Raw genomic sequence first — 14,539 nt, forward strand, 5'->3', positions numbered from 1 at the left:
CGCCACGAGCTGTATAGCTTGGCCTCGCTACGCTCGGCGGCTCGCGGCGCCCTTGAGGCGGCGCCCTTAGGAGAAGGTGTCGGCGGGTTGGGGGGCTCCGACGTGCTTGCAGGCGAACTCGATCTGGACGGCCATCTGGCGGATGCGCTCCTCGATCACTAGGGCGGCGTGCCCGGCCGGGTAGCGGTAGACCTCGAAGTCGTGCCCGCCTTCGGCGAGCTTGTTCAGGTACTTGTCGATCTGCCGGATCGGTGACCGCGGGTCGTTCTCGCCGGCCAGCACCAGCAGCGGCGCCTCCACCGAGTCCAGGTAGCTGATCGGGGACGACGCCGCGTACAGCTCGGGCACCTCCTGCGGCGACCCGCCGAAGAGCGCACGGTGGTAGGCGCGCAGGCCCTCGGTCTCGTCGGAGTAGGCCGCGGCGTGATCGGTGATCGGCACCGCGGCGATGCCGGCCGCCCACCACTTGGGCTGGGTCGCCAGGCCGAGCAGGGTGAGGAAGCCGCCCCAGGACGCGCCCGCGAGCACCATGCGGTCGGGATCGGCCACGCCCTGGTTGATCGCCCAATCGCGCACCGCCGCCACGTCGGCGAGCTCGATGTGGCCCACGTCGCCGCGCAGCGCGTCCCGCCAGGCCGATCCGTACCCGGTGGAGCCCCGGTAGTTGACCCGGACGACCGCGAAGCCCATGTCCACCCAGGCGGCGACGTTCGGCATGAACGAGTCGTCGTCCTGCGCGGCCGGGCCGCCGTGCAGCAGGAACACCGTGGGGTACGGCGGGCTGCCGGGGCTCGGGCGCGACACCAGGGCGTGGATGCGCCCGCCCGGCCCGTCGACGAGGACGTCCTCCAGCGGCACGGACGGCGGCGCCGACGGTCCCGACTGGTTCATCACGACGTGGCCGTCGCTGGCCCTGATCGCCGGCGGGCGCGCCGCGCTCGACCAGGAGTACTCGACGGTGCCGTCCGGCCGGGGCATCGCGTCGTGGATCACGCCGTGCGGCGTCTTGATCTCGGTCAGGTGACCGCCGCCGAGGTCGTACCGGTACAGCTCGGTCCTGGCGCGGTCGTTGTGGCCGATCAGCAGCGCCCGCCCGTCGTGGTACCAGTCGGCGGTGATCTCACCGGGGACGCGCAGCCAGATCTCGCGCTCCTCGCCGGTCACCGGGTCCCAGACCAGCGGCTCGCGCCGGCCGCGCCGCTCGTGCAGCGCCAGGATGCGCCGGTCGGCCATGGCGGGGGCGAAGCGCACGCCCGAGAAGCCTTTGCCCGGCCCGTCGTTCAGCTCTCCGGCGACCGACCCGTTCGGCCTGATCACCCGCAGGGCGGGGTGGCGGGAGTCGCCGTGCTCGCTGTGGCTCACCGCGATCAGCGAGCCGTCGAGCGATATGCCCGCGACCTGGGTGAACTCGCGGGATTCGTAGATGACGGCGGGTTTGTCGTCGCTGCCGACCTTGATGTGCAGCACCTGGAAGCCGTGGCGGCTGCTGCGGCCCACCACGGCCGTGCCGACGGCCGACAACGCCAGGCCGGTCGGGTGCCCTGGGGCGAGGTCGGGGTGCGCGGCGATCTCCGGCCCGCCGTGGAAGGGCTGCCGCATCCAGATGCCGAACTCGTCGCCGTAGGTGTCGGAGAACCACCAGATCCACTGGCCGGTGGGGTCGATCGCCGCGTGGGAGGTGCCGCGCGGGCGGCTGGTGACCTGCCGGGAGGCGCCGGTGGCCCGGTCCCAGGCGTGGATCTCCCACACGCCGGAGATGTTGCAGCGGTACACGGCTCGGGACGGGGCCATCCGTGCCCAGGTGGGCAGGGTCATACGTGCCGCGCGGAACCTGGCCTGCCAGCGTTCCTCGGCCTTCATGGGCGTGCCCCTCCCTCACGCTTCCCGGACCGGGATCGGCGGGTTGCCGTCAAGTATGTCGCTTCTAAACCGAGATTGGCCTACAAAGTCAGGGAAATTGGGTATTCGAGTGCGTCTAGGCGATCTTACGGAACAGAGAGACCCGGCACGACATCTGGACGGTCACCGGGTCGGGCAGGCGGAGGATTTCTCGGCCGAGTGCCTCGGCGTCGGTGTGCCAGGCGCTCGGGCCCATGCCGGCCACCGTCTCCACGGCCCGGTGATCCAAGCGCATCTCGGCCGTCACCTCGTGCTCCCCGGCCTCGGTGAAGTGCGTCCCGAGGGACTCCGCGATCCGCCGTGCCTTGTCCTCGTCCACCGACAGCAGGCCGAGCTCGCCGACCAGCGGTGACAGGTGCCGCGGGGTCGGGGTCACCACGATCAGTGTGCCGCCGGGGCGCAGCACGCGGGCGAACTCCGGCCCGTTGCGCGGGGCGAAGACGTTCAGCAGCACGTCGGCGCATGCGTCCCTGACCGGCAGCGGCCGCCACACGTCCGCCACCACCGCGCCGATGCGGGGGTGGGCCCGGGCGGCCCGCTTCAGCGCGTGCTTGGAGATGTCCAGCGCGATGCCCGTGTCAGCGGGGCCCAGCACCTCGGCCAGGTAGTGGCCGGTGCCGGCCCCGGCGTCCAGGATCACCGCGGGCCCGCGCCCGCCGGCCGCCGAGCCGCCCTGTTCGGGTGCTCCCGTTCCGCGCGCGACCATCGTGCCGTGCCGCTCCGTGTCTCCTGCGGAGGCGAGGACCGGGGCCGCGTGCAGCAGTTCGCGCAGCTGGCGGGCCAGCGGGGCGAAGTGGCCCGCGCCGAGGAACGCCGCCCGCGCCGCGACCATGGCCGGGGTGTCGGCCGTGCCCGGGGCCGCCGAGCCGGTCAGCAGGCTCACGTACCCCTGCTTGGCGACGTCGTACGCGTGCCCCTGCCCGCACCGCACCACCCCGCCGGCCAGGGCGAGATCGCCCTGGCAGACCGGGCACAGCAGGTACGGGATGACGTCGGCGAGCATCCCTCCATCATCCCCGACCGCCGTGACCGCCCGGCTCGCCGCTCACCGCCGGCCCGGACGCCCGCGGGCCGCCTGGACGCGCACCGCGACGCCGTCGAGCAGGCTGCGCAGCCCGAACTCGAAGAGGCTGTCCAGGTCCAGCTCGACCCCCGGGGACTGCAGGACCTGCGAGAAGGCCGGGAACCGCCCGGAGGTGAAGAGCCCGTCGAAGGCCGGGGCGTGCGCCGCCATCCACTCGTCGTCGGTGACCCCGCTCTCCTGGCGCGCCTGCGCCTCGCCTTCGAGGTTGACGGCCACGCCGTGCACGTAGCTGTAGACGGTGACCACCGTGTGCAGCATCTCGTTCGGCCGCAGGCCCAGGCCGGTGAGGCCCTGCATCACCCACTCGGTGCCCGCGAGCGCGTTGGGCGACATCAGGGGGCGGGTGAACGACTGCACCTGGGCGAGCCAGGAATGACGGCGGTACATCGCCCAGTGCTGCCGGGCGGCCAGCTCCAGCCGCTCCCGCCAGGTGCGGGCGGAAGGGACGGGCGCGAACTCCGCGCCGAACACCGCGTCGGCCATCAGCAGCACGAGCTCTTCCTTGCTCTGGACGTGCCGGTACAGCGACATGGTGGGCAGGCCGAGCGCGGCGGCGGCCCTGCGCATCGACAGGGCCGCGATGCCCTCAGCGTCGGCGATCTCGATCGCGGTACGGACCAGGCGCGCGCGGGCCGGCTCGTGCTCGCCGTCCACGGCCGGTGCGGGCTCACGGCCGCGTACGGGCACCTGGCCCGGCTCGGGGACGCGCACCACGGTGCCGACGCCCGGCTTCGGCTGCACGAGCCCTTCCTGGCGGAGCGTCGCGAGCACCTTGGTGGCGGTCGCCATGGCCACGCCCCACTCCTGCGTGATCTGCCGGGTCGAGGGCACCCGGTCTCCGGCGCGCAGTTCGCCGGTAGTGATGCGGCGCCGGATCTCCCGGACGATCCGGGCGTACGGCGGCTCTGGTCGTGTCCCGAGGCGGTTCAACCGGGGGCTCCTTCCGCTGGGCGCGGCGCACGGGTGCGTCGCCGAGTGTACTAGTGCACTAGTGCGCTCTCCGGGCCGCCGTCCGGCGGGCGGATCGGTGATGACGAGGCGCTTTTCCGTGCGGCCGAGGTGCACCCGCCGGAGGCCGCACTAGTGCTGGCGGTGGCATTTCCGCAGTTCGTTGCGTCTGTACACCGTACAAACTACCTTGTACGCATCGGTCCGTACACCGTACATACACCGCGGAATCGCCATCCCCCGAGGAGCTGTGATGAACCGAAGCGTCCTGATCAACGGTGCGAGCGTCGCCGGTCCCGCGCTGGCCTTCTGGCTGCGCCGCCACGGGTTCGACCCGGTCGTCGTGGAGCGCGCCCCGGCGTTCAGAGAGGGCGGCCACGCGATCGACCTGCGCGGGGTCGCCCACGAGGTGGTCTGGCGGATGGGCCTGGCGGCCGAGATCCGCCGGGCGAGCATCGGCACGCGCGGCATGTCGTTCGTCGACGCCTCGGGCCGGCCCCGGGCGAGCATGCCGGTGGAGCTCCTCGGCGGCGAGGGCGCGGTCGGCGAGATCGAGATCCTGCGCGGCGACCTGTCACAGGTGCTCTACGACGCCACCCGCGACGACACCGAGTACATCTTCGGGGACCACGTCACCGCGCTCGCCGACGACGGCGACGGCGTCGAGGTGCGGTTCGCCGGCGGCGGCCGGCGGCGGTTCGGCCTGGTGGTCGGCGCGGACGGCATCCACTCGACCATCCGGTCGCTCGTCTTCGGGGAGGAGGCAGGGTTCGCCCGGCATCTCGGCTCCTACACCTCCTACTTCACCATCCCCTACCCGATGGCCCACGACCGGTGGGACCGCTACCACACCCCGCTCGGCGGGCGCGCGGTGGCCATCCGGCCCACTCCCCTGCCGGATGAGGCCAAGGCGCTGTTCGCCTTCACCTCGCCGCCGCTGTCCTACGACCGGTACGACACCGGGCAGCAGAAGAAGATCATCGCCGACCGGTTCGCAGACGTCGGCTGGGAGGTCCCCCGGCTGCTCTCGGCCATGTGGGAGGCGGAGGACTTCTACTTCGACACCATCGGCCAGATCCACATGGATCGCTGGTCCAGCGGCCGGACCGTCCTGCTGGGCGACGCGGCGTACTGCCCGTCGGCGCTCAGCGGCCTCGGCACGAGCCTGGCCCTGGTCGGCGCGTACGTGCTCGCGGGTGAGCTGGCCGCCGCAGGCGGCGACCACCGCGCCGGGTTCGCCGGGTACGAGCGCGAGATGCGCGGGTACGTCACGGCGTCCCAGGCGCGCGCCAACGGCGGCGAGACCGGTTTCCTGTTCCCCAAGACGAGGGCGCACGTCATGATGCGCGACATGATGATCAGGTCGCTGCCGTACGTGCCGTGGCGGAAGATGATCGTCAAGCGGCTCCAGCAGGCCGACGCCATCACGCTCAAGGACTACCAGAGCTGACGGCGCCGGCCATGGCGGGAACTCAGGCGGGGACCGAGGCCACGCCGGGAGCGAGGAACGGGCGGCCGTTGACCTGCGCGGACACGCCGGTCCTGTCCAGGTACGGCGTGATGCCGCCGTTGTGGAACGGCCAGCCCGCGCCGAGGATCATGCACAGGTCGATGTCCTCGGCCGCGGCGACCACGCCCTCGTCCAGCATGATGCCGATCTCCTCGGCCAGCGCGCGCAGCGCCCGGTCGCGCACCTGGCCGGCGTCCGGCCCGGTCACCCCGGCCGCCTCGAAGATCTGCCGTGCCTCGGGGTCGATGGAGAAGTCCGGCGCGTAGACGCCCGGCTTGCCGGCCTTCACCAGCGTCGCGAGGTTCGCCGAGACGCCGTACCGGCCGGGGAACGCCTCGTGCAGTGTCTCGGACACGTGCAGCGCGACGGCGGGGCCGACGAGCTGGAGCAGCGTGAACGGGGACATGGGCAGGCCGAGCCCGTCGAGTGCGTGGTCGGCCACCTCGATCGGCGTACCCTCGTCCACCGCGCCGATGACCTCGCCCATGAACCGCGTGAGCAGCCGGTTGACCACGAACGCCGGGGCGTCCTTCACCAGGACGCTGGACTTCTTCAGCGCCTTCCCCACCGCGAAGGCCGTGGCGAGCGTGGCGTCGTCGGTCTTGTCCCCTCGGACGATCTCCAGCAGCGGCAGCACGGCGACCGGGTTGAAGAAGTGGAAGCCCACCACCCGCTCGGGGTGGCGCAGATCGGCGGCCATCGACGAGACCGGCAGCGAGGAGGTGTTGGTGGCCAGCACGCACTCGGGACCGACGACGGCCTCGACCTCGGCGAAGACCTGCTTCTTGACCGCGAGGTCCTCGAAGACGGCCTCGATCACGAAGTCGGCGTCGGCGAAGGCGTCCTTGGTCAGCGAGCCGGTGACCAGGCCCTTCAGCCGGTTGGCCTGGTCGCTGGTGACGCGGCCCTTGGCGAGCAGCTTGTCCACCTCAGCGTGCACGTAGCCGACGCCCTTGTCCAGCCGGGCCTGGTCGAGGTCGGTGAGCACCACCGGCACCTCCAGCCGGCGGGCGAACAGCAGGCCGAGCTGGGAGGCCATCAGACCGGCCCCGACGACGCCGACCTTGGTGACCTTGCGGGCCAGCGCCTTGTCCGGGGCGCCCGCCGGCCGCTTGGCCCGCCGCTGCACCAGGTCGAAGGAGTACAGGCCGGCGCGCAGCTCGTCGCCCATCAGCAGGTCGGCCAGCGCCGTGGTCTCGGCCGCGAACCCGGCGTCGCGGCTCGCGGTGCGGGCCGACTCCATCAGGTCCAGGGCGCGGTACGGGGCGGGGGAGGCGCCGCGCAGCTTGAGGTCGACCAGGGCGCGGGCGCCCGCCACCGCCGCCTGCCAGGCGGCGGCGTCCTCGGTGAACGGGTGCCGGGCCACGGCGGTCTCGCCGGTCAGCACCCGGGCGGCCCAGCGCAGCGACTCCTCCAGGAAGTCGGCCGGGTCGAAGATCGCGTCGGCGACGCCCAGCGCGAAGGCGTCACGGCCCTTGATCATCCGGTTCTGCGACAGCGGGTTCTCGATGATCAGCTTGATGGCGTTCGCCGGGCCGATGAGCCGGGGAAGGAGCTGGGTGCCGCCCCACCCCGGCACCAGGCCGAGGAAGCACTCGGGCAGCGCGACCGCCGGGACGCCCGAGGAGATCGTCCGGTAGGTGCAGTGCAGCGCGATCTCCAGGCCGCCGCCCATCGCCGCGCCGTTGACGAACGCGAACGAGGGGACCTCCAGCTCGCCGAGCCGGCGGAACACCTCGTGCCCGAGCCGGCCGAGCGCCTCGGCCTGCTCGCGGGTGCGCACCAGCGCCGCGCCCTTCAGGTCGGCGCCGACCGCGAAGATGAACGGCTTGCCGGTGACGCCGACCGCGGCGATGTCGGTGCGGGCGCTGATCGCGTCGAGGGCCTGGCCCAGCTCGGTCAGGCCGCGCGGGCCGAAGGTGTTCGGCTTGGTGTGGTCGAAGCCGTTGTCCAGCGTGATCAACGCCATCGTGCCCGCGTCGCCGGGCAGGCGCACGTCCCGGACCAGGGCGTGCGTGACGACCTCGTCGTCGAAGATCTCGGTGATGCCGCTCACTTGGCGCCCTCCCAGGCGAGGTTCTCCCAGACGACCGTTCCGCCCATGCCCATGCCGACGCACATCGTGGTGAGGCCGTACCGCACGTCCGGGCGCTCGCCGAACTCGCGGGCGAGCTGGGTCATGAGCCGCACGCCCGAGGAGGCGAGCGGGTGGCCGAAGGCGATCGCGCCGCCGTAGGGGTTGACCCGCGGATCGTCGTCGGCGATGCCGAAGTGCGACAGGAAGGCCAGCACCTGCACGGCGAACGCCTCGTTGATCTCGATGAGCCCGATGTCGCCGATGGACAGCCCGGCCAGCCGCAGCGCGCGTTCGGTGGAGGGGATCGGGCCGACGCCCATCACCTCGGGGTCCACCCCGGCGAAGGCGTAGGAGACCAGCCGCATCTTGGCGGTCAGGCCCAGCTCGGCGGCGGTGCCGGCCGCGGCGATGATGCTGCCGGTGGCGCCGTCGTTGATGCCCGCCGAGTTGCCCGCGGTGACGTGGCCGTGCGGGCGGAACGGCGTCTTCAGCCCGGCCAGGCCCTGCATGGTGGTGCCCGGCCGCGGCGGCTCGTCCTCGGTGGCCAGGCCCCAGCCCTCGGCGGCCTTGCGGGTCGCCATCGGCACCAGGTCCGGCTGGATCTTGCCGTTGGCGTACGCCTTGGCGACCTTCTCCTGCGAGGCGACCGCGTAGGCGTCGGCTCGTTCCTTGCCGATCTCGGGGTAGCGGTCGTGCAGGTTCTCGGCGGTCATGCCCATGATCAGGGCGGAGCCGTCGACGAGCTTTTCGGACAGGAACCGCGGGTTGGGGTCGACGCCCTCGCCCATCGGGTGGCGGCCCATGTGCTCCACACCGCCCGCGATGGCGACGTCGTAGGCGCCGAAGGCGATGCCGCCCGCCACCGTGGTGACGGCGGTCATCGCGCCCGCGCACATGCGGTCGATGGCGTACCCCGGCACGGACTTGGGCAGCCCGGCCAGTACGGCGGCCGCGCGGCCGATGGTCAGGCCCTGGTCGCCGATCTGGGTGGTGGCCGCGATGGCGACCTCGTCGACGCGTTCGGGCGGCAGCCCGGGGTTGCGCCGCATCAGTTCGCGGATGACGCGGACGACCAGGTCATCCGCCCGGGTCTCGGCGTACAGGCCCTTGGGCCCCGACTTGCCGAAGGGGGTGCGCACGCCGTCGACGAACACGACGTCACGAGACGTTGGCACGGCTGGCTCCTCGCTGCTGGATGGCTTCCGCCTACATGCTACTCGCGAGTAACATGATGTCACGGTACCGGCCTCCCGGCACGCCGATCGAGGCCGGGAACATGGCGACGCGGGCTCGGCGGGCACCGGTTCGGCGACGGCGATCCGGTCGGCGGCGATCCGGTCGGCGGCCTGTGCGGTGGCGGTTCAGCCGACGCCGGTGAGGATGGTGCGCGCCAGGCCCGCCGCGAAGTCGTCCACATCGCCCGGCGCGCCCGCGTCCCCCACGAACAGCCGCAGGAACGCGCGCTGGTAGCAGGCGCCGAGCAGCAGCGACGCCGCGGCGTCCGGGTCGGCGTCGGCGCGCACGCGCCCACTGTCGCGCAGAGCCCGGAAGTAGCCGGCGAGCGCCGCCAGCGGCTTGTGCGGGCCGGCGTCCAGCTTGCGGATCTCCTCGCGGTGGCGCTGGAGCAGCGCGGGCTCGGCGAACAGCGACGAGCCGATGGGAATGCTGGCCTCGTAGAACCGCGTCGCCGTGCGGGCGACTTCGGCCAGGCACTCCTCCGTCGAACGCCCCTCCGAGTCGGCCGTGAGCCGTGCGATCAGCGGGCCGAGCTTCGGCAGCCGTTCCTGCAGGACGGCGACGAACAGCTCCTCCTTGCCGCTGAAGTGCCGGTAGAGGGCGGCCTCGGAGATCTCGGCGGCCCGGGCGATCTCCTTGGTGGTCACGCGGGCCAGCCCCATCGTGCGCATCAGCCGCTCGGCGGCGTCCAGGATGCGCTCGCGGGTGCGGGCGCCCGCGGCCGTGCGCGACTGCGGCATCTGGCTGCTCGATCCTCTCGGAAGATGCGGCTTTCGCCGCGCTATGGAAGGGTACTCATCCTACGATGTGAGTGAGTGCTCACCAACCTTTGGGGGACGTTCATGAAGCTCACCGTCTTCGGCGCCACCGGGCGCACCGGAAGAGAGGTCGTCCAGCAGGCGCTGGACGCCGGGCACCAGGTCACCGCCGTGGTACGCGACCCCGCCCGCCTTCCCATCAGCCACTCCGCGCTGGAAGTGATCACGGCGGACGTGACCAGCCCCGCCGCGCTGCGCCCCGCGCTGGCGGGCAGAGACGCCGCCATCTCGGCACTCGGCCCCAACAGCCGCAAAGAGGCGGGCATCGCCGCGGCGGCACTGCACGCGATCGTGCGCGCCATGGAGACCGCCGGCGTGCCGAGGCTGGTCGTGCTGAGCGCGGCCCCGGTCGGCCCGCTGCCCGAAGGGGAACCCCTGCTCTACCGGGCGGTCGCGCTGCCGCTGCTCAAGCGGATCCTGCGCGACGTGTACGCCGACCTGCGCGCCATGGAGGAAGAGGTGCGGCGAAGCCCGCTCGAATGGACGATCGTCCGCCCGCCGCGGCTCACCGACAAGCCGCTCACCGGGGACTACCGGCACGTCGTCGACGGCAACGTCCCGCACGGCCGGTCCATCTCGCGGGCCGACCTCGCCCACGCGATGCTGTCCTTCGTGGACGACCCCGCGACGGTGAAACAAGCCGTCGGCGTCGCCCGCTGACCCGCCGGCCGGGCGGTTCTCAGGATCAGGACGCGGCGATCTGGCGGAGGAAGGCCGCGTTCGACGGTGTCTCGCGCAGGCGGTCGAGCAGTACGGCGGCGGCCTGCTCGCGGTCCAGGGCCGCCAGCACGCGCCGCAGCTTCCGCACCGCTTCGCGCTCGTCGCCGCCGAGCAGCAGTTCCTCGCGCCGGGTGCCGGAGGCGGTGACGTCCACGGCGGGGAACACGCGCTGCTCGGCGAGCGCCCGGCTCAGCCGCAGCTCCATGTTCCCCGTGCCCTTGAACTCCTCGTAGAAGAAGTCGTCCATCCGCGAGCCGGTCTCGGCGAGCGCGGTGGCGATGATCGTGACCGAGCCGGCCCCCTCGGTGGCCCGGGCGGCGCCGAACAGCCGCTTGGGCAGGTAAAGGGCCGAGGCGTCGACGCCGCCCGACAGGGTCTTGCCGCCGCTCGGCGCGAGGGTGTTGTAGGCGCGGCCGAGCCGGGTCAGCGAGTCCAGCAGGATCATCACGTCGGTGCCGCGCTCGGCGAGCCGCCTGGCCCGCTCGACCGCCAGCTCGGCCAGTGCCACGTGGTCGCGTTCCGGCCGGTCGAAGGTCGAGGCGATCACCTCGGCCCGGCTGGAGCGCTGGAAGTCGGTGACCTCCTCGGGCCGTTCGCCGACCAGCACCACCATGAGGTGGACGCCGGGATGGTTGCGGGCGACGGCGTCGGCGATCGCCTTGAGGACCGTGGTCTTGCCGGCCTTCGGCGGCGCGACGATCAGCCCGCGCTGCCCCTTGCCGATCGGGGTCAGCAGATCGACGACTCGGGTGATCGGCGAGCCGGTCGCAAGGACCAGGCGTTCGTGCGGGTGGACGGGCGTCAGCTCGGCGAAGTGCGGCCGGGGACGCCCGGGCCGCTCGCCGTCGACCGAGATCACTTCGACGCCCGTGGACGTGGTGCGCGCGGTCACCCGATCGCCGGGGCGCAGGTCGAGCGCCCTGACCTGCGCCAGGGGCAGGCGCAGGTCACGGTCGCCGGGGAGGTGGCCGTCGGTGCGCAGGAAGGCCGCGCGGTCGCGGACGTCGAGCAGCCCGCTGACCTCGGTCCGGGCGGCGTTGGAGTCGTCCGCCCGGCGGTTGTTCCTCCTCCGGGCGTCGTCCGCGGGCCTGTCGCCCTTTCCGATCCTGATGTCTTCCCGGGGCTTGAGGTCCGCGGTGGCCGCGAAGACGTCCGCGAGCGGCGTGCGGGGCGGGGCGGCCGGTGTCTCGACGGGGGCAGGGGGTTCGATGGTCATCGTCATGGTGGTGTCCTTTGCTGGTGGGGGCGCCGATATGGCGCTGCGAGAGGGCGATGATCGCCGTGGAGAGGGTGGGGAGGGCGCCGCGGATCGCGGCAGAGAGCCGGCTCCCGGTGGTCACGCGGCGCGGAGCACGCGCAGCCCCCCCGTACGGATCTCCGCACGGCCGGCTGCGTACCGGCGGACCGCGTACCTGGCTGGCCGCTGCGTACCGGGCCGCCTACGGATCCGTTCGGCTACGGAGACATGGCTCCGTAGGGTCGGTGCTCCGTCGCGGGTGGGTCCGGACGGGAAGCGGAACCTGAATGCCGGGATGCGCACGGGTGGTGGCCCACCGGACGGCCCGGACGATCGGCGACATACCGATGGGTCTCGCCCCTGCACGCAAAAAGGAGAAGCGGAGTAAGAGGCGGCTCGCACTGAGTGGTGGGGAAGTCCTGATAGAAACCCAGGAAGACGGTCATCCCACCTGAAGAGCCACTTTTACTTTAACACGCGTACACCGCCGGAGCGCAAGCCCTCGTCTCCGGGCCGCAGACGCTCATGGCGCCCAGGACCAGGTGGCAGAAACGGTTGGCGCCCGGTCCTCCGGGCATGCCGGAGTGGGTCTGACAGTGAGGTCGAAGCCTCGGGACGGTGCAGGAGAGCGGGGAGAATCTGGCAGGCTGGGCGGATGATCGCGCGGAGGTGGGGAGACGGATGCCGTACCAGCCGATGATGGCCGGCGAGGTCGAGGTGATCCCGCTTCTCGACGCGGTGGGGCCGATGGGCGGCGAGTTGCGCGGCCCGCTGGGGGAGAAGTTCGTCGGCGGGTCGGCCGAGCACCGGGCGATGCTGCGCGGCGACACCTGGACGCTGCATTTCCGCTGCTACCTGCTGCGCACCCGCGCCGGGCGGCTGATCCTGGTGGACTGCGGGCTCGGCGGGGCCGACTCGCCCGCGTCGAGCTGGGCGCCGGTGCCGGGGAGGCTGGTGGACGAGCTGGCCGCCACGGGTGTCGCGCCCGGCGAGGTGGACACGGTCGTGCTCACCCACCTGCACAGCGACCACGCCGCCGGAGCGGTCACCGAAGGGGTGGCGACCTTCCCCAACGCCCGGCACGTCGTCCAGCGCGCCGAGGTCGACTGGATCGAGGGCGCGGGGCCGAACGCCATACTCGAACGCGTGCTGCGCCCGCTGACCGGCCTGGTGGACGCGGTGGAGGGGGACGCCGAGGTGGCCCCGGGCGTGTGGGTGCGCGCCGCGCCCGGGCACACCCCCGGGCACCAGGTGGTCGAGACCGGGCCGCTGACCCTGACCGGCGACGTGATCCTGCACGCCGTGCAGCTCGCCGACCCCGCGATCCGTTACGTCCACGATGAGGATCCCGAGCGGGCGGTGGCGACCAGGCGAGAGGTGCTGCGCCGGGCCCGCGCGGGTGGCGGGCTGATCGGCTCCGCGCACCTGTCCGAACCCTTCACCCGGCTCTCCGGCTCTCCGGCGGCCGAGGAGGGGTAGCCCGCCGAGGAGATTCGCAAGAGCGTCACCGTGCCGGTCTTGGCGATCGCGGGTGAGTGGGACCTGGCAGGTGGCGGTTCTCAAGGCCCGTCGGGAGGCGTCCGGTGGCGGTGCTGAGAGGCCGGCCGGGAGCTCAGGTGGCGGTTGTGAGGCCCGCTCCGGTGCCGGCCGGCGACTCGGCCCGCGGGTCGGCCGCTTCCGCGGCCAGGCGTTCGTTCAGCTCGGCGACCAGGCGGCGCGCCTTGCGCCGGTAGCGCAGCACCTGCACGGCGCCGATGGCCCAGATGGGGTACTGCACCGCGAACGCCCACCGGTAGGCGGAAAGGCCGGTGCCGCCGGCCAGGTCGAGGGCGATGCCGATGAGGGCGATCAGCGACATGGTGGCGGTGAACCCGCCGCCGTTGACGATGCCGGTCGCCACTCCGATGCGGGCCGACGGGTTGAAGGTACGGGCGTAGTCGAACCCGATCATCGACCCCGGACCGTTCCAGGCGAGCACGACGACGAGCGCGATGAGCAGCCACAGCGGCGCCCGGCCCGGCCACAGCAGCACCGCGCTCCACGCGGCGGCGGTCGAGCAGATCACGATGAGCACCATGCGGGACCGGTGGAACGGATGCCGGCCGGCCAGGTAGCCGAGCACCGGGCCGACGGCCACGCCGATCAGCGTCAGCGCGGTGAGCAGCACCCCCGCGGTCGCCGGGCGCAGGCCCTGGCCCTCGACCAGGAAGGGGTAGCCCCACAGCAGCATGAACGCCGCCGCGGACGACTGGGTCGCCGCGTGCGTCCACATGCCGAGCCGGGTGCCCGGTTGCGCCCACGCCTCGCGCAGCCGGGGCCGTTCGGCGGGCACGGCCGGGCGGGTGTCGCGCAGGACCGCCGCCACCAGGATCAGCGCGAGCACGCCGATCGCGGCGGCGGTGAGGAACGTCGGCGTCCAGCCGTACCGGTGCAGGCTCTGGATGAGCGGCACGGCGGAGGCGATCGCGCCGAGCTGCCCGAGCAGGCCGGTGAGCTGCACGATCAGCGGGTTGCGCCGCGCGGGGATCGTGACGTTGACCAGTCTGATGACGCTGATGAAGGTCATGGCGTCCCCGCCGCCGACCAGCACCCGTCCGCCGATGGCCTCCGGCAGCCCGTCGGCCAGGGCGAAGACGAGCTGGCCGCAGGCCATCACCGCGGCGCCGATGAGCAGCATGCGCTTGGAGCCGAGCCGGTCGACCAGCATCCCGACCGGGATCTGCATCGCCGCGTACACGAGCAGTTGGAGCATGGCGAGCATCGACAGGCCGGTGGGCCCGATGCCCAGGCGCAGGCTCGCGTCGATGCCGGCCACGCCGAGAGACTGCCGGTGGAAGACGGCGACGGCGTACGCGAAGACGCCGATCGTCCACATGATCCAAATACGCTTTGATGTTCTTTCCCCCGCCACGGCGTGGAGTTTACCTTTTGCCCGTTTCCAAACTGTTACCGATACCCCTCCTTGCGCCGCTGCCCGTCCCGGCTCGCGCATCCGAGCCCATGAGAGACG

Annotated in this window: 11 protein-coding genes; 3 read left to right on the forward strand and 8 right to left on the reverse strand. The window is 72.6% G+C overall.

The window, feature by feature from the left end; translation table 11 throughout:
- Positions 1-66: 66 nt before the first annotated feature.
- The 3 genes from IEY93_RS25555 to IEY93_RS25565 all read right to left on the reverse strand — a co-directional run bounded on the left by IEY93_RS25555 (position 67) and on the right by IEY93_RS25565 (position 3,913).
- Entirely contained in the window at positions 67-1,860 is a 1,794-nt protein-coding gene (locus tag IEY93_RS25555) for a S9 family peptidase (RefSeq protein ID WP_189165663.1), read from the reverse strand.
- Between the two features lie 115 nt (positions 1,861-1,975).
- The gene (locus IEY93_RS25560) at positions 1,976-2,902 is read right to left on the reverse strand and encodes a putative RNA methyltransferase (RefSeq protein ID WP_189165664.1); all 927 of its coding nucleotides are present in this window, start codon (positions 2,900-2,902) and stop codon (positions 1,976-1,978) included.
- 42 nt (positions 2,903-2,944) lie between these two features.
- Positions 2,945-3,913, reverse strand: coding sequence for a TetR/AcrR family transcriptional regulator (locus tag IEY93_RS25565; protein ID WP_189165665.1), 969 nt, complete (start codon positions 3,911-3,913; stop codon positions 2,945-2,947).
- A gap of 271 nt (positions 3,914-4,184) precedes the next feature.
- Between IEY93_RS25565 and IEY93_RS25570 the strand changes: the two genes are divergently transcribed.
- The gene (locus IEY93_RS25570; protein ID WP_203968836.1) at positions 4,185-5,381 is read left to right on the forward strand and encodes an FAD-dependent monooxygenase; all 1,197 of its coding nucleotides are present in this window, start codon (positions 4,185-4,187) and stop codon (positions 5,379-5,381) included.
- Between the two features lie 22 nt (positions 5,382-5,403).
- Here the strand turns inward: IEY93_RS25570 and IEY93_RS25575 are convergent, their stop codons facing one another.
- The 3 genes from IEY93_RS25575 to IEY93_RS25585 all read right to left on the reverse strand — a co-directional run bounded on the left by IEY93_RS25575 (position 5,404) and on the right by IEY93_RS25585 (position 9,494).
- Entirely contained in the window at positions 5,404-7,497 is a 2,094-nt protein-coding gene (locus tag IEY93_RS25575; RefSeq protein WP_189165667.1) for a 3-hydroxyacyl-CoA dehydrogenase NAD-binding domain-containing protein, read from the reverse strand.
- The gene (locus IEY93_RS25580; protein WP_372444523.1) at positions 7,494-8,672 is read right to left on the reverse strand and encodes a thiolase family protein; all 1,179 of its coding nucleotides are present in this window, start codon (positions 8,670-8,672) and stop codon (positions 7,494-7,496) included. The genes IEY93_RS25575 and IEY93_RS25580 overlap by 4 nt, the downstream gene beginning before the upstream one ends.
- Before the next feature lie 207 nt (positions 8,673-8,879).
- On the reverse strand, positions 8,880-9,494 hold the full coding sequence (locus tag IEY93_RS25585; RefSeq protein ID WP_189165669.1) for a TetR/AcrR family transcriptional regulator: 615 nt from the start codon (positions 9,492-9,494) through the stop codon (positions 8,880-8,882).
- Between the two features lie 75 nt (positions 9,495-9,569).
- Between IEY93_RS25585 and IEY93_RS25590 the strand changes: the two genes are divergently transcribed.
- A complete protein-coding gene (locus IEY93_RS25590) occupies positions 9,570-10,232 on the forward strand; it encodes an NAD(P)-dependent oxidoreductase (protein ID WP_307837610.1) in 663 nt (220 codons plus the stop codon).
- A gap of 25 nt (positions 10,233-10,257) precedes the next feature.
- Here the strand turns inward: IEY93_RS25590 and rho are convergent, their stop codons facing one another.
- Positions 10,258-11,514: a transcription termination factor Rho gene (gene rho / locus IEY93_RS25595; RefSeq protein ID WP_189165670.1), complete on the reverse strand. Its 1,257-nt coding sequence runs from the start codon at positions 11,512-11,514 to the stop codon at positions 10,258-10,260.
- 696 nt (positions 11,515-12,210) lie between these two features.
- Between rho and IEY93_RS25600 the strand changes: the two genes are divergently transcribed.
- Positions 12,211-13,008: an MBL fold metallo-hydrolase gene (locus IEY93_RS25600; RefSeq protein ID WP_189165671.1), complete on the forward strand. Its 798-nt coding sequence runs from the start codon at positions 12,211-12,213 to the stop codon at positions 13,006-13,008.
- A gap of 133 nt (positions 13,009-13,141) precedes the next feature.
- On the opposite strand, the gene IEY93_RS25605 is transcribed toward IEY93_RS25600, so the two are convergent.
- A complete protein-coding gene (locus IEY93_RS25605; protein WP_189165672.1) occupies positions 13,142-14,404 on the reverse strand; it encodes an MFS transporter in 1,263 nt (420 codons plus the stop codon).
- Between the last annotated feature and the right edge of the window lie 135 nt (positions 14,405-14,539).

The organism is Sphaerisporangium melleum, assembly GCF_014646695.1.
In the GTDB taxonomy this organism is placed as follows: domain Bacteria; phylum Actinomycetota; class Actinomycetes; order Streptosporangiales; family Streptosporangiaceae; genus Sphaerisporangium; species Sphaerisporangium melleum.